At 53.5% G+C, this 19,410-nt stretch carries 18 protein-coding genes and 1 tRNA gene; 15 read left to right on the forward strand and 4 right to left on the reverse strand.

The genetic code is table 11. The features are described 5' to 3' along the window. Positions 1 to 212: 212 nt before the first annotated feature. Positions 213 to 1,535 carry a helix-turn-helix transcriptional regulator gene (locus tag C7459_RS04440; RefSeq protein WP_109686760.1) on the reverse strand — a complete coding sequence of 441 codons (1,323 nt, stop codon included), beginning with the start codon at positions 1,533 to 1,535 and terminating at the stop codon, positions 213 to 215. Between the two features lie 174 nt (positions 1,536 to 1,709). Here C7459_RS04440 and C7459_RS04445 point away from each other — a divergent pair, with 174 nt between their 5' ends. From C7459_RS04445 to C7459_RS04465, 5 genes are all read left to right on the forward strand, one after another. Then, positions 1,710 to 2,906, forward strand: coding sequence for a helix-turn-helix domain-containing protein (locus C7459_RS04445; RefSeq protein WP_109686762.1), 1,197 nt, complete (start codon positions 1,710 to 1,712; stop codon positions 2,904 to 2,906). Next, entirely contained in the window at positions 2,851 to 3,246 is a 396-nt protein-coding gene (locus C7459_RS04450) for a hypothetical protein (protein ID WP_146200944.1), read from the forward strand. Before C7459_RS04445 ends, C7459_RS04450 begins: the two co-directional genes overlap by 56 nt. 105 nt (positions 3,247 to 3,351) lie before the next feature. Beyond that, on the forward strand, positions 3,352 to 5,103 hold the full coding sequence (locus C7459_RS04455) for an ABC transporter ATP-binding protein (RefSeq protein WP_109686766.1): 1,752 nt from the start codon (positions 3,352 to 3,354) through the stop codon (positions 5,101 to 5,103). Between the two features lie 283 nt (positions 5,104 to 5,386). After that, entirely contained in the window at positions 5,387 to 7,213 is a 1,827-nt protein-coding gene (locus C7459_RS04460; RefSeq protein WP_109686767.1) for a PAS domain S-box protein, read from the forward strand. A 103-nt stretch (positions 7,214 to 7,316) separates the two neighbouring features. Next, the gene (locus tag C7459_RS04465) at positions 7,317 to 9,005 is read left to right on the forward strand and encodes an S-layer homology domain-containing protein (RefSeq protein WP_109686769.1); all 1,689 of its coding nucleotides are present in this window, start codon (positions 7,317 to 7,319) and stop codon (positions 9,003 to 9,005) included. A 74-nt stretch (positions 9,006 to 9,079) separates the two neighbouring features. On the opposite strand, the gene C7459_RS04470 is transcribed toward C7459_RS04465, so the two are convergent. Next, positions 9,080 to 9,298, reverse strand: a complete 219-nt coding sequence (locus C7459_RS04470; protein ID WP_109686771.1) for a hypothetical protein — start codon at positions 9,296 to 9,298, stop codon at positions 9,080 to 9,082. Positions 9,299 to 9,441: 143 nt separating this feature from the next. Here C7459_RS04470 and surE point away from each other — a divergent pair, with 143 nt between their 5' ends. From surE to C7459_RS23135, 9 genes are all read left to right on the forward strand, one after another. After that, a complete protein-coding gene (gene surE / locus C7459_RS04475; RefSeq protein ID WP_109686773.1) occupies positions 9,442 to 10,200 on the forward strand; it encodes a 5'/3'-nucleotidase SurE in 759 nt (252 codons plus the stop codon). Positions 10,201 to 10,226: 26 nt separating this feature from the next. Further along, positions 10,227 to 10,406: a DUF4264 family protein gene (locus C7459_RS04480; protein ID WP_109686775.1), complete on the forward strand. Its 180-nt coding sequence runs from the start codon at positions 10,227 to 10,229 to the stop codon at positions 10,404 to 10,406. A 17-nt stretch (positions 10,407 to 10,423) separates the two neighbouring features. After that, positions 10,424 to 10,987, forward strand: a complete 564-nt coding sequence (locus C7459_RS04485) for a hypothetical protein (protein WP_109686777.1) — start codon at positions 10,424 to 10,426, stop codon at positions 10,985 to 10,987. A 124-nt stretch (positions 10,988 to 11,111) separates the two neighbouring features. Then, complete coding sequence (locus C7459_RS04490; RefSeq protein ID WP_109686779.1) at positions 11,112 to 11,654, forward strand: hypothetical protein; 543 nt, start codon at positions 11,112 to 11,114, stop codon at positions 11,652 to 11,654. Beyond that, on the forward strand, positions 11,651 to 13,159 hold the full coding sequence (locus C7459_RS04495) for an AAA family ATPase (protein ID WP_245884390.1): 1,509 nt from the start codon (positions 11,651 to 11,653) through the stop codon (positions 13,157 to 13,159). The genes C7459_RS04490 and C7459_RS04495 overlap by 4 nt, the downstream gene beginning before the upstream one ends. Positions 13,160 to 13,239: 80 nt before the next feature. Next, positions 13,240 to 14,109 carry a 3-hydroxyacyl-CoA dehydrogenase family protein gene (locus C7459_RS04500; RefSeq protein WP_109686781.1) on the forward strand — a complete coding sequence of 290 codons (870 nt, stop codon included), beginning with the start codon at positions 13,240 to 13,242 and terminating at the stop codon, positions 14,107 to 14,109. Continuing rightward, positions 14,106 to 15,320 (forward strand): acetate/propionate family kinase, encoded by a 1,215-nt coding sequence (locus C7459_RS04505; protein WP_109686783.1) that lies wholly within the window; start codon positions 14,106 to 14,108, stop codon positions 15,318 to 15,320. Before C7459_RS04500 ends, C7459_RS04505 begins: the two co-directional genes overlap by 4 nt. A gap of 52 nt (positions 15,321 to 15,372) precedes the next feature. Then, positions 15,373 to 16,671: an asparagine--tRNA ligase gene (gene asnS, locus C7459_RS04510; RefSeq protein ID WP_425450716.1), complete on the forward strand. Its 1,299-nt coding sequence runs from the start codon at positions 15,373 to 15,375 to the stop codon at positions 16,669 to 16,671. 497 nt (positions 16,672 to 17,168) lie between these two features. Then, positions 17,169 to 17,241, forward strand: a tRNA-Met gene (locus tag C7459_RS23135). 140 nt (positions 17,242 to 17,381) lie between these two features. On the opposite strand, the gene C7459_RS04515 is transcribed toward C7459_RS23135, so the two are convergent. Next, complete coding sequence (locus C7459_RS04515) at positions 17,382 to 17,702, reverse strand: YolD-like family protein (protein ID WP_109686787.1); 321 nt, start codon at positions 17,700 to 17,702, stop codon at positions 17,382 to 17,384. Between the two features lie 421 nt (positions 17,703 to 18,123). On the opposite strand from C7459_RS04515, the gene C7459_RS04525 reads away from it, so the two are divergent. Then, on the forward strand, positions 18,124 to 18,897 hold the full coding sequence (locus C7459_RS04525; protein ID WP_109686791.1) for a DnaD domain-containing protein: 774 nt from the start codon (positions 18,124 to 18,126) through the stop codon (positions 18,895 to 18,897). A gap of 46 nt (positions 18,898 to 18,943) precedes the next feature. Here the strand turns inward: C7459_RS04525 and C7459_RS04530 are convergent, their stop codons facing one another. Then, positions 18,944 to 19,180 carry a hypothetical protein gene (locus C7459_RS04530; RefSeq protein ID WP_146200945.1) on the reverse strand — a complete coding sequence of 79 codons (237 nt, stop codon included), beginning with the start codon at positions 19,178 to 19,180 and terminating at the stop codon, positions 18,944 to 18,946. Positions 19,181 to 19,410 lie beyond the last annotated feature (230 nt).

Here is a 19,410-nt window from a genome sequence, read left to right on the forward strand (position 1 = left end):
CCGCATTTATCTCCAAAAATGAAGCGAGAAAACGCGTTGATTTGCAACCAAAGAAAAAAGCACCACATGGGTGCTAGACATCGATCTTTGCAAGTGAAGACGGGGGCAAGCCACCATCGTATGCAACACTTGTTGAAGTCGGAGTTGAGATCGTAACTCCAACCAGCAATGCGGCTGCAAGTACTAGAAACGCGAACCTTTTTTTCATTCGACTATCTCCCTTCATGGTTTTGAAGAAGGATTTGATTGCATTGTTTCAGAATTTCGTTTGCTTTACGGGTTTCTCCAAGTTGATCGTATGCGTCTGCGGCAATTTGTAGAGCTTCAACTTGATCTCTCAACAATTTCATTCTATCAAAAATATCCGAAGATTTTAATGCGTAGTGGATCGAATTCTGATATTGCTCAAGTTCATAGAAATACTTCGCATAGACCTTATAGCATTCGCCAGACTCGGGCAATGCCTGGTACTCGTGAGTTGCGATCAGTTCTATAGCATGGAGCAAATTTCCATTGGCTTCCGAAAACTTTTTCATGCCTAGTTGGATTTTCGCCATTTTCGCGTAGTTCAAGATGAGCCGATCGTACATGGAGTATTGGTTGAGAATTCCTATGCAATCATGAAGCTGTTGAATGGCGGTGATGGGTTCATGACGGGCGGTGATTTCCATTGCATAGGAGTCTTGAACAATGACGTACAAAGACTGCAAATTCAACGCTTCGAAGATAGTTTTGGATTGTTCAAAACTGGCAGCAGCCTTTTCAAACTCATGTCGCTTGCTGTAAAGCATCCCTTGTTCATAGAAGGTCTTCGCCATCTGTTTCAAATCATTCATAGCTTGGCAATTTTGGTGTGATTGTTCAAGGAAATAGTCTGCTTCGTGATACCGTCCAAGAATCCGGAGTGTGTAGGCGACATTGAACGTAATGCGGCCAATAAGCGGGTCGATCTCGTCGTAGCGCAATGTGTACTCATAGGCCTTGTTGTAGTTGTAGAAAGCTTTGGTGAAGTCGCGTTTCAGGAAATAGTTGTTACCGACCTTGTTTCGAATGTTGGATAAGAGGTGGGCATCGTGATAATTTGCCATTTCCAAAGAGTCGATGAGCGGAAGCAGAATCTCCAAGGATTCATTGTAATGTCCCTGTAGATACCGGCACTCAGCGAAAAGAACTTTGAGGGTTAACTCGTCTTTTTTCGAGAGTTCAGGATGAGTCTCCAGTTCATGAATATATTCTTCCGCTTCCTCCAGCTGATTCGTTTCTAACAGTACCGAAATCAGCTTGATCCTACTAATCAATTCCATCCGTTGATCTTCTTCTTGCAGGAGTTCATGTACAGGTATCTTGAAGGATGATGCGAGTTTGGTAATCAGTTCAGGGGAAGGCGAGTACTTGTCCTTCTCAAGTTTACTGATCCAACCGTTGGTGACTCCACAAAATTCAGCTAGTTTTTCTTGAGACATTTCTCGCTCAGTACGATATCGCTTGACTCTTTCTCCGAGAGTCTCTTTTTCTATATGTAAGGGAATTTTCATCTGAACACCTCATTTCAAAAAACATCCTGAAATATTATAACATATGAACGTTAAGTAAACCAACGCTATTGTTAACTTGACCCTCTTGCCTGTAACTAGAACTTGTAGCAAGAATTGCTCTAGCTGATAAGTGAAATATAGACTCATCTCATAAATCCGTGTGAGGTGAGTCTGTTGAATGTAAACATTTTAGGCCAACGCATCAAAGAACTTCGCATGAAAAAAGGAATGAAGCAGCAGGAACTTTCCGAAGGCATTTGCACACCTAGTATGATCAGTCAGGTGGAGAGTGGACGAGCACGACCGTCCCATGACGTTTTGGTCGGGATCGCGGATCGGCTTGACGTCTCGTTGGAGTTTTTGATGGCAGATGCCAATCTCAACATGAAAGTCTCCAGCAAGTACAAAATGGCAAGAGGGTTTATCGCCAGCCGACTTTACCGCACCGCTGCGGAACTTCTTGAAGGAATCTTGGTGGAGCCGGATACGAGGACTCCTACAGCGGAAGTCAAAATCGACTTGGCTGAATGTTACATCCATGAGCAGGCATACGACCAAGCCTATACTCTTCTACACGAAGTATTGGAGGATGCGGCACTGACGAAGGACAAGTATCAACTGGCGGGTGCTCTCAAACTTCTTGGAGAGATCGAATTTGATCTGCAACGCTACGCATTTGCCCTACGTCATTGGAAACGGGCTGTTGATCTGGTTGAGAAATCGACTGTGCGGAATCGGTTGTTGCTGGTTCCACTCTTGGTGAAGCTTGGGATTTGCTATCAAGCCTTGAACCAAGTTGAGGAGGCCATTGCCTGCTTCCAACGTGCAGCAAGGCTCAACGACAAATCCACAGACCTGAACTCAATCGCGGATCAGTACATGCATATGAGCGCGGCCTATCAGAGTACGGGCGATCATTGGAAGGCGAGTAGTTATGCGGAACGTGCTACCGGCATTCGTGAAGGTTTGGTTGTGCTGGCTCTCGGGGAGCATGTCCGCTCAGAGTACGCCTCATTTCTAACGGAGGAGAATGAAACTGAAAAGGAAATCGAAGCGGTTTGGAGTTCCATACCGGGCATGCAGGAGGAGAGTCCGTCTGAGGTCGGGTTTGCCTGTTTGAGACTGGCGCAACTGTACGAGCAACTGGACCAACATGAATCGGCCTTACCAGTCTGTGAACAAGCGAATCAGTTGTTGCCTACCCCGCATCCAGACCGAACGGAATTGTTCCGTATCTGGGCATGGGCTGCCTTCCAAAATGGCGATTGGGAACGTGCTAGGGAATTGGAAGCGTCTAGAAAGGAGGGGGAGTCGAATGGGATCAAGCATGGTGAAGCCGATACAAGTTGTGACGGTAAGATGGGGCAATGAAGACGAAGAGAAGGTATTCAAAATAAAAGGCATACTCGTATCGGAGAAAGTAGTCTTGGCGATCTTCGACGGTGATGTGGAGATTCATTTCGTGGCACCCACGGACGATCTTACAGAGTTTGAATTGATTCAGTGCTTCGGTCCTATTTTCAGAGTAGGAGATAACAAGTGCGAGCTTCCGGCGGTCTTCGAGGACTTACATAAACTCTCCGTGGTGGACTTTGCAAGGAAGTATCCTCATTCGGAGATGTTGGACTATTTGAATGAGAACAATCTCCGTATTCCCGGTTTGAATGTGAAACGCAATTGTAGACCACACGAGATCTTGAACTCGTGCTAACCACACAAAAAGATCACCCTTCCAACCCAGGGTGATCTTTTTCGTTTATACTTTGTTTACAAAGACAATTCAGGTAGAGGGCAAAACAAGTAGGAGTGATATCTCATGAACAAGAAAAACAACACAAAAATCCCAGGGTTCGCAAGGCTCATCCTCGACACGAATCCCCCAAAAGCGGTACTAACTATCGCGGTCGTCCTCAGCATGCTCAACACTTTAGTCGGCTTAACGATCCCACTTTTCACAAAAGGTCTCGTCAATGGCTTTTCATTCGGCTCCCTAAGCACCACGCAGATCACAGGCATGGCGGTCGCGCTCTTGGTTCAACTGCTATCCGGTGGGGTGTCCGTGTACCTCCTGCACTATGGCGGCAACAAAATCGTCTCTGCGATCCGTGAACGGTTGTGGAGAAAACTGCTCCGATTGCCCGTCCCTTACTACGACAGCAAGGAAACCGGTGACACAATCAGCCGCTTAACCAACGACACCGCGATCATCAAGGGTTTGGTTACAGACCATGTAACCGGATTCTTTACGGGCATCCTCTCGATCATCGGAGCGCTCGCCTTCATGTTCTCGATGAACTGGAAGATGACCCTCGTCATCCTCGCCATGTTCCCCCTGACATTCCTCGTCATGGTCCCTGTCAGTCGGAAAATGTATCAGATCTCAAAATCCACACAAGCGGAGAACGCGAAGTTCACCTCCGTCATCTCCCGGGTTGTCTCTGAAATCCGTCTCGTAAAATCATCCGGTTCCGAGCCGATTGAATATGAAAAGGGCCGCATCGGAATCAGCAACCTGTTCCAGTTCGGGATCAAGGAAGCCCGGATGCAAGCGATCGTTTCTCCCATCGTCTCCTTTCTGATCCTCGTGATCCTCGTCACGCTGATCGGGTTCGGAGGCGTGCAGGTTTCCTCAGGCGCGATGACTGCGGGGGAGTTGGTCGCGTTCATCATGTACCTGTTCCAAATCATGCTCCCCATTACACAGATCGCGCAGTTTTTCTCCCAGTTCCAAAAAGCCAAGGGCGCAACAGAAAGCATCATCGGAATCTTGGAATCGGAGGAAGAGGATCAAGAGAGTGGGAAATCTGTAGAAAATCTACACCAGCCGATTGTCATCGCAGGCGTCTCCTTTGCCTACAAATCTGAGGAGCCGATCCTCCGCGATGTGAGCCTGACGGTGGGAGCGGGCAAAGTGACCGCCATCGTCGGTCCAAGCGGAGGCGGCAAGACGACGCTTTTCTCCCTGCTGGAACGGTTTTATCTGCCGAGCGCAGGCGCCATTCGACTCGGAGACACCGACATCCGCGAATTCTCGATCCGCTCTTGGCGGCAGCACATCGGGTATGTGTCGCAGGAGAGCCCGATCTTGGTCGGCACGATCAAGGACAATCTCTGCTATGGACTCGACCGGGACATCTCGCGCGAGGAGATGGAGCAGGCGGCGCGCATGGCGTATGCGGACGGATTCATCCAAGACTTGCCACTTAGTTACGAGACAGAAGTCGGGGAACGTGGCATCAAACTGTCTGGCGGCCAACGGCAGCGGATTGCCATTGCGCGTGCACTGCTACGCGATCCGCAGATTCTGATGTTGGATGAAGCGACATCGAATTTGGACAGCAAGTCGGAGGAAGTTGTCCAGCAGGCACTGAAGAACTTAATGAAGGGACGCACAACGGTCGTGATCGCGCATCGGTTGTCGACAGTCGTGGACGCGGACTCCATCGTCTTTGTGGAAAAGGGACAGGTCACCGGTGTCGGCACGCATGAGCACTTGTACAGCACACATGCGTTGTATCGAGAGTTCGCCGATGGACAGCTGCGCATGAACCGCGTCGAGCAACTGTAGCGAGTCAGATCAGGACGTTGTGTCCTTTGTTAGTAATGCTATCATTATTTATTGCTGATAAAATAAAAATATCTCCATTTTAACACGGAATACAAGTTGCATCATGATAGAATAAGGAGGTATGTGAAACTCATTCTGTTCAACCCCTATCATTGATGGGTTCGAAAGTAGAAGTGCTTTTCGCCTGAGTAAAAGGGGTGTATAATACTTCAAGTTGAACAGATTAATTAATGGAAATTTGTGTGATGGTATATCGGCAGTTTCCGAATCGAGGAGTACATCGATGAATGAAGTAGCGCGAGAGAAAATAACGACTGGTTTTTCTATACATAAATCTCTTTTCGAGTACAATCCCGATGCGATTTTCGCAACGCAGGTGGATGGGACAGCGACGCAGGTGAACGAGTCTGCTTTGCGGATGACTGGGTATTCGATGGCTGAACTCGACCGACTGACCTTCCACGAGCTCGTGGCCCCAGAGGACCAAGTTCGTGCATCCGAGGCGTTTGAAAAAGCGTTGCGAGGTGAATCTCATCAAGTTGAGATTGCGATGGTGCTGCGCAACGGCGTGCAGCAGGACGTACACGTGACGTCGATTCCGAACATCGAGGGTGGCGAGGTGGTCGGTGTCCTCTATGTTGTGCGGGCGATCATGGCGAGAAAGCAACAAGAGGAACAGCTTCGGCGCAACGAAGCACTCTACCAACTCATCAACGACCATGCCCAAGATGTCATTTCGTACAGCACTCCAGACGGGATGCTCCGCTGGATCTCGCCAGCTATCCATACCTTGCTTGGCTGGGAGGTTGAGGAGATGGTAGGCAAGTATTCGAGCGCAATCTACCATCCTGAGGACTGGGCGGCGTTTTTGGATCATCCGCCAGCGGGCGATGTCGGGATCTTTGACTGTCGCGTCCAGCACAAGGAAGGGCACTACCTGTGGTTTGAGACGACGGTGAAGCTGATCCGAAACGATGCGGGCGAGATCGAGAAGGTGCTCGGGATTGGACGCAATATCACGCTGCGCAAACAGGCGGAGGACAACCTGCGTGCGACTCGAGACCGGCTGGAATCGTTTATTGAAAATCATGTGGACTCGATCATCATCCTCGACCCCGAATGTCGGATCTTGCGCGTGAACGCTGCCTTTGAAAAGATGTTCGGCTGGTCGCAGGCGGAAGTGGCGAAGGTACTGCTTTTTGACCTACCGTTAGTGCCCCCAGAGCATGAAGCTGAGTTGGAAACGATCAAGGATCTCATGCTGGCCGGGGAGCCGGTGATCGGAACGGAGGCGGTGCGCATGCATCGTGACGGCACTCCGTTGGATGTGTTGCTTTCCATCTCACCACATCGCGATGAGGCAGGCCACATTGCCGGCTACTCTTTTACGATACGTGACATCACCGACCGCAAGCGCACGGAAGAACTGTTGTTGCAATCGGAGAAGCTGAACATCGCAGGTCAGCTCGCCGCCGGGGTCGCGCACGAGATCCGCAACCCGTTGACAGCGCTCGTGGGGTTTGTCCAACTCATGCAGCAAGGCATGAGCAACCCCAAATACCTCGAAATCATGTCTGCGGAGCTGAAGCGCATCGAGACGATCGTCAGCGAACTGCTCGTGCTCTCGAAGCCGCAAGCGATGACGTATAAACCAAAAAAACTCGCAGACATCTTGCAACACGTGGTCACCTTGATCGAGACGCAGGCGATCATTCACAACGTGCAAGTGTTGCCATCGTTCGATCCGGACGAATTGCCAGCACTGGAATGTGACGAGAATCAGTTGAAGCAGGTGTTCATCAACTTCCTGCAGAATGCGATCGATGCGATGCCGCACGGTGGTGACATCCACATTGAGGTCGAGCGGACCGCCCTGCACGAAGTGCTCATCCACATCCGTGACCAAGGCATCGGCATACCGCCCGAACGCATCGAGAAACTAGGCGAACCCTTTTACACGACCAAGGAAAAAGGTACGGGCCTCGGCTTGATGATTTCCAAACGTATCATCGACCACCATAATGGAAGCATGCAGATTGACAGTGAAGTGGATGTGGGCACGACCATCTCTGTGCGGTTGCCTTGCTTTCTTCAAGGGGGCATCGTGTGATGATCTATCATAGCACCCTCTATAAAAAAGGGTACAGCATGCCGTCCGGCATTCTGTACCCTTTTGCCCGTCTTCATAATACGAACTCAAGGGAGCAACTCGAATGAAGCGATGGCAAAAATGGTTCAGCAGCACGCTACTTCTGACGACCTTGCTTACTCCACTGTTGCTCCTAACTCCCAAGGCACAAGCGTGCGAGTGTGTAAACACATACCATGATGACGACGATGTGGCAGGCTACGCACAGTATGCGGTCATCGCGGCGAAGTACCAGTACGGCTTTATGGACGGTGATGAGAACGGATATTTCCATCCGACAGCGCACATCACACGCGAGGAGTTGGCGGTGGTGCTCGCTAAAGCGCTGAACTTGGAGCTGCCCGCAACGCGTGGGGAGACTTCGCAGTTCACGGACGTTCAACCTGGGAGCTGGAGCTCTGCGTATCTAGAAGCCGTCGCCCAAGCTGGCCTCATGTCTGGGGAAGAGAATGGCCAGTTCCACCCCCACAACCCCATCACGCGTGAACAACTGGCGGCAACGCTCGTGCGGGCGCTGCATGTCGACGTCACGGGGCAGGGGAAAAACTTGGTCGTCGCTGACCGCGACCAAGTCTCGCCGTGGGCCAGAGATGCGGTGCAGGTTGCGAGGGCAGTCGGGCTCATGCATGGCGACACACTGGAGACGTTCAATCCGCAGGCACCAGCGGAGCGACAGCAGGTGGCTGTCGTCATGGTCAACTACCTGATCCGGCAGAGCGTACAAGCGCAGATCGACCAGAAGCTACAAGCAATTCAGGAAAAAAACGTCACGAAGTTCCTCGCGACGATTGATCCGGAGAAGGCCGCCTACAAGCGGGAGCAACAGCATTGGTTTGAAGATGTGGTTGCGAGTCCCGTCACCGACTACAAGCTGGAAATCCGCGATCTCGTCGTCACACCTCCGATGGCGGTGGCTGTCTCGCTCGTTCAGACGTACACACTCCACGGGGAGCGGTATGAGCTGCCTTTTCAGGAGCGCTATACGATGACGGAGCAGGGCTGGCTCGACAGCGACCTGCTTTTTGAGAAACTGATCGCACAGCACTTCCTCATCTATTACCGAGATGGGGATCAAGCGACGGCGGAGAAGGTTCAGGCTGATGCGGAAGCCGCCTATACGGAACTCCAGAAACGGTACCCGCATGAGAAACCTGCGGGCCAGTTGTTGGAGATCAAGCTGTACAACGACCCGGAGCTGTTGCGGCAGTCTGTGAAGTTATCATTTGCCTGGCAGTTTGCGGGGTGGTATGAGTATGGAGAGGCGATCAAACTGAGCGCGAAGCCAGGGGCGCAAGGGTTCTACCAAGCGAAGATTCAGCATGAGATGGTGCATGAACTGACCATCGCGCAGTCCAACAACAACCTGCCGTACTGGTTGGCGGAAGGGCTTGCGGTGTACTATTCTGCCGATGAGCAGTTTGGGGTGCCCGTTTTGCCGGACACGTATACATCGATTGCCGATCTGGAAACCCTCAACCTCGAAGCGTTGACCGACAGCCAAGAGATTTCGCAGTATTACAACCAAGCGGGCAACATCATCACCTTCCTCGCTGACACCTACGGGGAGGGAGTCGTCCGCAAACTGGTGCAAGAGTTGGGAACCTACCCGTACCAAGACGGGACGACGAGCCATCACGATGACCTCAACCGCCAACACCTTCGAGCGATCATCCCGAACGTCTTGAACGGCAAGACCCTCGATCAACTTGATACCGAATGGCAAAATTGGATCAAGGAAAAGACCCTCTCGTAAAGAGGGTCTTTTCGCGCCCAGCACTCACTGGGCATGTATAGTCACTTTTCCGAGCGGGTAAGGTACAGATGATGTCATGACAATGAATTTCCTTTTTTACCTGATGTTGTCGACAAGCGAAGTTGGTTGTGGCGGCATTGGATGGAGTGATCCGGCAAGGGCCGGCTCCTCATGCCCGGATTCGCCCAGCGTTCAGCGGTCAGTAGGTCCGTGATTCCCAACTCTTCCGCCATCAGCTCAGCAAACCGTTTGATGCCCTCGGCGGAGACCGTACACGCAGTGGAAGTTGTCATCCGGTTCACCCCCTTGGTGTGGTGCTGTTAGTATGACCGCACCCTTGGTTGCTATGTTGAGTGCTTTTTACCATCCGAGGTGGCAGACGATTCCTCCGCGTTCATGGTACAATGGTCGAGGAAGGAAAGGAGCGACTCCACGTATGCGAATTTTGATCAGCAACGACGACGGCCTCCGCGCAGATGGCATCCGCGAACTTGCGCAGGTGTTGGTCGAACTTGGGGAAGTCATCGTAGTCGCGCCCGACCGCCAGCGTAGCGCAGCGGGTCACGGCATCACCTTACATAAGCCCCTCTTTGTCGAGGAGCACGATTTCGGCTCAGGCATCCGCGCGTTTGGTTTGAGCGGAACCCCTGCTGATTGCGTGAAATTCGGCATCAGCGAAATTTTGCGAGACAACAAGCCTGACATTGTGGTATCAGGAATCAATGCGGGGAGCAACCTAGGGAATGACGTGCTGTACTCTGGCACTGTTTCTGCTGCGATCGAAGGTTCGATCCAAGGCTTGCCGGCGATCGCCGTTTCGCAGTGCGGCACCGAGCCGTTCGATTTCGTGGATGCAGCCGCTTTTACGAAGAAATTGATCGCTCAAGTTCTGCAACGCGGTCTCGATTCGGACACGATCTTGAACGTGAACTACCCTCAGCTCGCCCCAACTGATGTCAAAGGTGTGCGCATCACCACGGTTGGCAAGCGACGTTACAACAACCACTACGACAAGCGCAGCAACCCGCGTGGCGTCGAGTACTACTGGCTGGCCGGCCCGTTACAAGACTTGCCGCCAGAACCGGACTCCGACATCCACGCGATCCGCGAGGGCTATGTCTCGGTCTCGCCTGTGCATTTTGATTTCACGTACCGGCAGATGCTCGACACCCTCAAGACTTGGTCGCTCGACTAACGGACACCACAGAGGAGGAGCGCTCGATGGATACCACCGAACATGTGACAATTGCCAACGTTGACCTGCCCAATCCCACCGAATTGTATCTGGTGGTCGATTTTTTGAATCACACGTTGAAGGATTGGAATCTCGTCTTTGGTCTGAGCAAGGCCGAGGAGCAGGGTGACTTGCAATTGATCGTGTATGAGGAACGGAAACAGTAGAGCGTTTGAGGACGTAGATGAAAAAAACTTTCTGGATCAGTGTATTTGTCTTGACGGTTCTGATCGCGGGAGCCGTCTTTGCCGTGCGCGAGGTCACCTACTCTCAGTTTGAAGGTGCGGAGGACGACGCGCAGGCGGCGTTGGACAACACCGTGTTGAACCAAGTGCAAGAAGCAGCCCCGTTTACGGCGGGGATGGAAGGGTTCTATTTTGCCGGACCTGACAAGCAAGGCCACCGCGTGTACGTCTGGACGGCGGATAACAAAGTCGTCGCCACCGTATATGCCGACCAAGGTCTGTCCAAGGACCAAGCGGTCGAGGCGGCCAAGAAACCGGTCTGGGGCAAGCAACTCGTGCGCGAGGACCTCAAGAACCAACCGCTACAAGCCCTAGCCGAAGTCTATCACGCCACACCAGGTCCCGTGCTGCCCACGCAAGTCTCGGAGTTCAGCACCGCGCCTAGCAAGTACGTGTGGGAACTCTACGGCAAGATGGCGAACGGTGAGGTCGGGTACACGTATCTCGATTTCAAAAGCGGGGATGTGCTGTGGCAGTGCTTGCTCACAGAACCCCAGAAGTAATTCCAAAAGCACCCTCGCGCCACGCGGCGCTGGGGTGCTTTTTTCCTCTAGTCTCCTAACCCTGCCGAGCGGAAGGCATGCTATAATGATGACATTATGTTAACTATCGAGGAGGGATGACACGATGTCGCGAATTCGCATCGTACCCGTAGTAGTGTCTCTGTTGATTGCTTTTTCGTTGTTGTTCGGAGGTTGGGAGATGTACGCGAAGTTCGGCTTGGTGCGCCCCCTCGAAGAACAACTGAAAGCAGACCCGTCCGTGACCCAAGTAGAATCTGTAGTCGATGGCACCACCCGTTCGCTAAAAGTCACCATCAAGCCGGTGGATGACCTGCAAGCGACGTATGAAAACTTGGAGACGATCGCCTTGAACGCGCTCGGCAGCCAAGTGAAGTTGCAACTGGTCGACACGCGCGGGGAGGATCTCAAAAAGGAATACCGCGCGATCCAACCGATCCTCTATGCTGGCATCGCCAAAGGCGATTTCCCGCAGATGATCCAAGATGCGCAGAAAACCGTCGCCAAGGACGGGACGCAAGCGCAGGTGTCGATGAACGACAAGTATGTATTTGTCTCGCTACAACGCGACGGCCGCTTCCTGTACGAAGTGTTGCCGTATGTCAATAGCACCGCGTATGGTCAACTGAAGGAGGTGCAGTCGCTGTGAAGAAATACTTCAAGGAACTGATCCTCGGCGTGGGCCTCGCAGTGACGGCCTTTGTCGGGATCAACTTTCAATTTAATGTATTGCCGGTGCTGATGTTGGTGGCGATTCTGTTCACCCTCGCAGTCCTGCTGGATAAAAACAAATCGACGGCAGCGGGTGCCTCGCACGAAGTGGCGAAGTCGCACCGCGTGGAGTTTGAACACATCGGCGGTCAAGACATGCCGAAGCGCGAGATCATGGAGGCGCTCGATTTCATGCGCCACCGTGAAAAGATCAACGAACTGGGCATTCGTCCGCTCAAAGGGATCATCCTGACCGGGCCTCCGGGCACCGGCAAGACTCTTTTGGCAAAAGCGGCCGCGTCTTACACCGATTCGGCCTTCGTCGCGGCCTCCGGTTCGGAGTTCGTGGAGATGTACGTCGGTGTCGGGGCGTCCCGAGTGCGCGATCTGTTCAAAAAAGCGCGCATGCTCGCGAAAAAGGAAGGCAAGGACTCGGCGATCGTCTTCATCGACGAAATCGACGTGATCGGTGGCAAGCGCGGCGGCAACTCGTCGCACCAAGAGTATGACCAGACCTTGAACCAACTGCTGACCGAGATGGACGGCATGGGGACGACTTCGTCTCCGTTTGTCCTCGTCGTGGCGGCGACCAACCGTCTGGACATCCTCGACCCGGCGCTGATCCGTCCGGGCCGTTTCGACCGTCAGATCCGCGTCGATCTGCCAGACAAAGTCGGTCGTCTGGCGATCCTTGAGATCCAGACGCGCAACAAGCCGCTGGCTGAAGGCGTGTCGCTGGAGATGGTTGCGCGTGAAACCTACGGGTTCTCCGGGGCGCAACTCGAAGCGCTGTGCAACGAGGCGGCGATTCTGGCGCTGCGTGAGGACAAGTCGCAAGTCGAGCAACTGCACTTCCGCGATTCTGTTGACAAAGTCCTGCTCGGTGAGCGCACCGGCAAGCGTCCGCGTCAGGACGAACTGGAGCGCGTCTCGGTACACGAACTGGGTCACGCGATCACGGCGGAACTAGTCCGCACCAACTCCGTCTCGCACATCACGATCGCACCGCGTGGCAACGCGCTGGGCTTCGTGCGTCAAGTGCCGGAGTCGGATGGGTACTTGTACACCAAGGACCAACTGATCAACCAGATCATCGTAGCACTGGGCGGCACGGTCTCAGAAGAGTTGATCTACGGCAACCGTTCGACCGGTGCTCAAGGCGACATCCAACAAGCGACCAACATGGCGCGCACGATCGTGGCGTGCGGTCTGTCGAGCCTCGGCATCGTCGACATCGACAACCTGCAGAAAAACATCCTCGACGAGGAGATTCGTCGCATCTTCACCGACGTGGAGAACATGACCCGTGAGATGCTCGCTCCGTACAAGGAAGGCATCCGCACGCTCTCGGTTGATCTCGTTCGTGAGGAGAACATGACGGGTGATGATTTCCGCACCTGGCTGACTGTGAACAAGAAGGAAGTAGAAGCTCTAGCAGGATAATCACCTGCTGGGGCTTTTTTTTGCCGATTTTTGGTTAGGCTAGGAAGAAACAGTCCCTGAACGCAACTTAGGAGGCAACTATGAACATACAGAAGATCGGTATCGTCGGGGCGGGGACGATGGGACAGAGCATGGCGGAAACGATTGCGGGCAAGGGGTTCGAGGTCGTCCTGCTCGACAAGTCGGAGCAGGAATTGGAAGCGGCCAAGCTCGGGCTGGAGATGTCGCTCGACCGCCGTTTGACCAAGTGGGGGATTACCGATGCGGAAAAAAAGTCGATCCTCTCGCGGATCGTCCTCGGCACCAACTTGCAGCTACTTCACGATTGTGAAGTGGTGATCGAGTCGGTTTGGGAGAGTCTTGATGATAAAATTGATGTGCTGATCGCCATTGAAAAAGAGGTCGGCCCGGAGGCATTGATCGCGTCCAACACCGCAACGCTTTCCATCACAGAGATCGCCGCTAAAACGGAGCACCCGGAGCGGATCATCGGGCTGCATTTTCACTTCCCGGTCGAACGTCGGGAGTTGGTGGAGGTCGTGCGCGGGTTGAAGACGTCAGAACGTACGGTCGAGTCGGCCTTTCACTTCATTGAAATGCTGGGTAAGCAAGCGGTGCAGGTGTTTGAATCGCCCGGATTTATCACGACGCGTTTGATGTTGCCGCTGATCAACGAGGCGGTGCTGATCTTCGCGGAGGGTGTCGCGAGCGCTTATGACATCGACAAAGCGATGAAGTCTGGCTATGGCTTCCACATCGGACCTCTGGAGATGGCCGACCGCTTTGGCCTCGACACGGTGGTGGATATGCTGGAGGCGCTGTTCCATGAGACCACCGACCCGCGCTACCGTCCGGCCGCGTACCTGCGCAAACTCGTGCGTGGAGGGCGGTTGGGCACCAAGGTGCGGGAGGGCTTTTTCACGTATGATGAATGGGGGGAGCGGGCATGAACATCCTCGTGCTCAACTGTGGAAGTTCCTCGCTGAAGTACCAACTGTTCCGCATGCCGGAGGAGCAGGTGTTAATCCGTGGTGGGATTGAGAAAATTGGTAGCGAGGATGCGCTGCACACCTACAAAACGGATGGCCAAGACGGGCAGGACCAGACCACCTCGCAGATCCTCGACCACCGGGAAGCGTTGCAACAAGTGATCGAGGTAGTCACGCACAGGTCAGGTGTCCTGCAAAGCGTGGAGGAGATTGCAGCGGTCGGGCACCGAGTCGTCCACGGTGGCGAACAATTCGCGCTCTCGTCACTGCTCACAGACGAGGTGAAGCGGGCGATTCAGGACAATGTCGAGTTGGCACCGTTGCACAACCCGGCGAACTTGCAAGGGATCGAAGCGATGGAAGCGGTGTTGCCCGGCGTGCCGCAGGCGGCCGTTTTTGACACGGCTTTTCACCAGTCGATGCCGCCGGAGCACTACCTGTACCCGATCCCCTACGTGCTCTACAAGCGGCACAAAGTTCGCCGGTACGGTTTTCACGGCACTTCGCACCGCTATGTCTCCTCACGGGTTCCCTACCTCGTACATCGCGACTTGATGAACCTGAAGGTGATCTCTTGCCACATCGGCAACGGCGCAAGTGTGGCAGCGATTCAAAACGGGCGCTCGACCGACACCTCGATGGGGATGACTCCCTTGGAGGGTGTGATGATGGGCACTCGCAGTGGCGACATCGACCCCAGTCTGCAGGAGTACATCTCGCGCAAGGAAGGGCTTGCCGCTGCGGAATTCAGTTCGATGCTGAACAAGCACAGCGGGCTGTATGGCATCTCCGGTCTGTCCGGCGACATGCGCAAGATTACGGAGGCGCGTGCAAAAGGCAGTGCGCGATCGGCATTGGCATTTGATATGTACGAGTACCGCATTCGCAAGTACATCGGCGCGTATGTGGCGGCGATGAACGGGGTGGATGTGTTGTTGTTTACGGCCGGGGTGGGAGAGAACAGCCCGCTGTTGCGCCGCAAAATCTGCGACAACTTGACGTACCTAGGGCTGGAGCTCGACCCGCAGGCCAATGACCAAGGCAAGGGAGAGCGGATCATCTCGTTGCCGACCTCCCGTGTAACCGTTTGCGTGATTCCGACCAATGAGGAATTGATGATTGCGCGCGACACGCAGGTGCTGGTCTCCGGTCTGGAATCTTGGGAGAAATAGTGCTATCATTAAAAACGGTATTACATAGAAATGAACGAAGGGGATAATGAACGTGACGACGAAAGCCACCATTGCAACGATCGGCCAGTACGTTGATCAGGAAGTTCTGATCGAAGGCTGGCTTTGGAATAAGCGCTTCAGCGGCAAGATTGGCTTCCTGAATCTGCGTGACGGCACTGGTTTTATCCAAGGCGTCATCGCCAAGCAAGATGTGCCGGAGGAACTGTTCGCCACCGCGAAGGGTCTCACTCAGGAAACCTCGATTCGCGTCACGGGTACTGTCCGTGCCGAGGAGCGTGCAGCGAGCGGATATGAGTTGAACGTCACCGGCGTGGAAGTGGTTGCCGTGACCCTCGACTACCCGATTACACCGAAGGAGCATGGCGTAGATTTCCTGATGGACAACCGCCACCTGTGGATTCGTTCCCCGCGCCAACGTGCGATCTTGAAGATTCGCGCTGAGATCATCCGCGGGATGCGCGACTACCTCGACAACAGCGGCTTTACGCAAATCGACCCGCCGATCCTGACCCCGTCCTCGGCAGAAGGCACGACCAACCTGTTCGAGATCGAGTACGTGAACGGCGAACCGGCCTACCTGTCGCAATCGGGTCAGCTCTATATGGAAGCGGCTGCACTGGCACTGGGCAAAGTCTACAGCTTCGGCCCGACCTTCCGTGCCGAGAAGTCCAAAACCCGCAAGCACATGATCGAGTTCTGGATGATCGAGCCGGAGATGGCGTATGTCACGCATGCGGAGAACATGCAGATTCAGGAAGCGTTCGTCAAGCACATCATCCGTTGGGTGCTGGAACACTGCCCGCAGGAACTCAAGACCTTGGAGCGCGACACCGAGCAACTGTGGAAAGTGGTCAACGAGAAGTTCCCGGTCATCACCTACAAGGAAGCGGTTCAGATCCTGCAGGACAAAGGCCACGACTTCCCGTATGGCGAAGACTTCGGTGCGCCGCATGAGACGGAATTGACCAACCACTTTGATCTCCCGGTCTTCGTTGAGAAGTGGCCGGCAGATATCAAGGCGTTCTACATGCAACCGGACCCGGATGATCCGACTGTGGTATTGGGTGCTGACCTGCTGGCACCGGAAGGCTATGGGGAGATCATCGGCGGCTCGCAGCGTATCCATGACTACGATCTGTTGAAGTCCCGCTATGAGGAGCACGAGTTGGGCGAGTCTTACAACTGGTACCTCGACCTCCGCCAGTACGGCACTGTGCCGCACTCCGGCTTCGGGATCGGCCTCGAGCGTACGATCGCGTGGATCTGTGGCATCGACCACGTTCGCGAGACGATCATGATGCCGCGTTTGCTGTACAGACTCTACCCGTAATGGAGAAAAAGCACGGACGCGCTTGACGCGATCCGTGCTTTTTTTACAAGTTTCGCGCATTCAAATAACAAAAAATGACGAAAAGGTGTAATCCCTGTCACATTTTGACTGATTGTTGTCTGTTAGAATGATTCTACAAAGAGAAAAACCTCACCCTGAACCCGCCACTCTCCCCAGTGGCGGGTTCGTTCTGTTTGCAAGCGCCTGAAGAAAGGCAACTGTATAGCCTTACTTCTGTTCACCTCAAAAATCGCAGCTTATCGACGCGGAGGTCCTAGTGCGGCGATCTCTTGAGTCCAACGTTTTAAATACTTTTGGTAATAGTTTGGATCTTCGAGGTAGGTAAGCTCATCACCCTCCCACATCGCGATCAGGATGTACCGTCGATACTTGAAAATCGAGGTGTATGTCGATGACGAGAGTGCAGTCCACAAAAAATGTGAAGGAATACGACACGAAGCCGTACGGGTTACTCGACACGAAATGTACACATGAATTGGTAGATTCCATGGTAAATTGAACGGCCGGCTCATAACCGGTTGGTCGCAGGTTTCAGTCCTGTTGGGTCAAGGCGGAGGAGAGCAGGGGCTAGGTTTGGGAATCTGCAAGTTTCAGAGGAGTAAATTTGGTAACTTGAAAAAGAACGCCACGATCCAGATAGTATTTGGACCGTGGCTTACTTTTTTGATTGGATGGGCTGCCACCAAGCCTTAACAAATCCCCACAATATCCCCCAACTCCACTGCCCGCAGCGCACCGTCGACGCCATACCCCTTCAATAGATCCACGTGCAACCACTTCGGCACCATCGTGATCTCGTTGACCCGCGTATCCTGGTACACCTGCAAGGTCAGCATCGATCCCCGCGACATCGCCTCCTGTACCGTGCGCTGCATCTCCTCCAACGCGTCCTCGTCCAGCACCGGCCTCTCCACGGACCGCGCTTGGTGCGCCTCCTGATCCAGCATGCGCGCCCGATGTTCCGGTATGATCATCCGATGGCCTTCCCACAACTTTTTTACTCTGTTCATCCCGATCAACTCCTATGAGAATGTTTGTTCTCATATTGTATGCGGAACGCGTGTTCTTATCAACTGGAAATGAAAAGTCGCCCTTTTCAGGGCGACCATCAATTCTATTGGAATTTCCACACGATCTCGTTCGTCAATCCATCAGTGACTTTCGAGTTAGCCCACTGTTTCGCGTAGCTGATCGCGTCATCTTTCTTATGGAACCAATCGAGGTAGTTCTTCTTGATACACATGACACGGATTAAGCCACCCGTCGCCGGATGGTCTCGATGTGCGAAAAACCAAGGGTATCCAACGTAGTTTTGACTCTGCATCATCCCCTCAAATCTGCGCTACGATACGTGTAGAGAATCTACTAGCACCCAAGGTACTTGATAGGGTATACTAAGTCAGTTATCAAGTTACAAAGGGGGCTACACGGATGATTCAGAGACAAGACGATGTGTTGACGGTTCTCCTGACATCCGGTTTTTTAACCGTGCCAAGCCTGTTGTTGCAGTCGTACAAGCAACTGGGGTTGTCGGACGAAGAGATGATGCTCGTGATGCACTTGTTCCAGTTCCGCCAAGAAGGCGTTGAGTTTCCGACGCCAGCGCAGATCGGGCAACGGATGTCGGTGCATGAGGACATGCTGATGTCGGTGCTTGGGACTTTGCAGCGCATGGGATTCTTGGAGATCGGCGAAGACCAGATCGACTTGCACCCACTGTACCGCAAGCTGATCGAATTCCACGAACCCAAGCAGAAAAAACCACTCGCCAGCCTCGACCTGCTGGAGAAAAAGGAACAAAATCCCTTCACCGTGTTCGAGCAAGAATTCGGACGCCCGCTGTCTCCGCTCGAATGTGAGATGATCATCAAGTGGATGGATGAGGACCGATACCGCGAGGAACTGATTCGCGAAGCCTTGCGCGAGGCTGTCCTGTCCGGGAAGTTCAACTTCAAATATATCGACCGTATTCTGTTCGAATGGCAGAAGGTCAACATCCGCACGCTCCAAGAGCTGAACGTACACCGCGAACAATACCGCAACCGGATGCCTGGCAGTCGCCAGCGTCAAGGTCAACAGCAATCGCGCCAACCATCATCCGCACAACAACAATCGCAACAACGCCCTGGCTCCGCTCCTGCACAGGAGCAAGACGGGCAAGAGAACAAATACGACGCCTTCTACCGCATGTACGGACGCGAGTAGATCAGCAAAAGACCCGGGACCGCCAACGCGCGGCTCCGGGTCTTTTTTACACCTTCATGGCTTCTTGCACCACCTCTGGGGGTTGGTGATGCTGCTCTTGCTCTTGCTTGAACACCGGACGCGTGCCGACGAACACCCAGACGGTCTTGGCGATGAGGAAGCGAGAACTGCGGTACGTGAAGCGAGCGATCTTCAACACTGGGCGGAAGATCCGAATCGAGGCGATGACCGTGGTGCGTCGTGTCGACGTGCGTTTCAGGTCTTCCATTAAAACAAGGGACATGATGAGTGCACCTCCTGAAGCTTGTGGATGATCTACATTACGCGGGTCTACGCTTGCCCTAGACCGTTTTTCGACAATGTCATCTCGCACCGTCGAAAAACTAAAGCTGAATCATGCGAAACAATATACGCGCATCCTGCTGGCACTGGGCAACGAAATCGAGGGACCAGAGGAAGTGCGCGAGGGCTGGATCGTGCGTTGGCGGCCACGTAAAAAGCGGGTGTAATCTG

This window comes from Tumebacillus permanentifrigoris, assembly GCF_003148565.1.
GTDB lineage: Bacteria > Bacillota > Bacilli > Tumebacillales > Tumebacillaceae > Tumebacillus > Tumebacillus permanentifrigoris.

Bases quoted from the DNA above. Each gene is read 5' to 3' on its own strand.
- C7459_RS04440 (WP_109686760.1), bottom strand. From the start codon at position 1,535: ATGAAAATTCCCTTACATATAGAAAAAGAGACTCTCGGAGAAAGAGTC.
- C7459_RS04450 (WP_146200944.1), top strand. From the start codon at position 2,851: ATGGGATCAAGCATGGTGAAGCCGATACAAGTTGTGACGGTAAGATGG.
- C7459_RS04455 (WP_109686766.1), top strand. From the start codon at position 3,352: ATGAACAAGAAAAACAACACAAAAATCCCAGGGTTCGCAAGGCTCATC.
- C7459_RS04460 (WP_109686767.1), top strand. From the start codon at position 5,387: ATGAATGAAGTAGCGCGAGAGAAAATAACGACTGGTTTTTCTATACAT.
- C7459_RS04465 (WP_109686769.1), top strand. From the start codon at position 7,317: ATGAAGCGATGGCAAAAATGGTTCAGCAGCACGCTACTTCTGACGACC.
- C7459_RS04470 (WP_109686771.1), bottom strand. From the start codon at position 9,298: ATGACAACTTCCACTGCGTGTACGGTCTCCGCCGAGGGCATCAAACGG.
- surE (WP_109686773.1), top strand. From the start codon at position 9,442: ATGCGAATTTTGATCAGCAACGACGACGGCCTCCGCGCAGATGGCATC.
- C7459_RS04480 (WP_109686775.1), top strand. From the start codon at position 10,227: ATGGATACCACCGAACATGTGACAATTGCCAACGTTGACCTGCCCAAT.
- C7459_RS04485 (WP_109686777.1), top strand. From the start codon at position 10,424: ATGAAAAAAACTTTCTGGATCAGTGTATTTGTCTTGACGGTTCTGATC.
- C7459_RS04490 (WP_109686779.1), top strand. From the start codon at position 11,112: ATGTCGCGAATTCGCATCGTACCCGTAGTAGTGTCTCTGTTGATTGCT.
- C7459_RS04500 (WP_109686781.1), top strand. From the start codon at position 13,240: ATGAACATACAGAAGATCGGTATCGTCGGGGCGGGGACGATGGGACAG.
- C7459_RS04505 (WP_109686783.1), top strand. From the start codon at position 14,106: ATGAACATCCTCGTGCTCAACTGTGGAAGTTCCTCGCTGAAGTACCAA.
- C7459_RS04515 (WP_109686787.1), bottom strand. From the start codon at position 17,702: ATGAACAGAGTAAAAAAGTTGTGGGAAGGCCATCGGATGATCATACCG.
- C7459_RS04525 (WP_109686791.1), top strand. From the start codon at position 18,124: ATGATTCAGAGACAAGACGATGTGTTGACGGTTCTCCTGACATCCGGT.
- C7459_RS04530 (WP_146200945.1), bottom strand. From the start codon at position 19,180: ATGTCCCTTGTTTTAATGGAAGACCTGAAACGCACGTCGACACGACGC.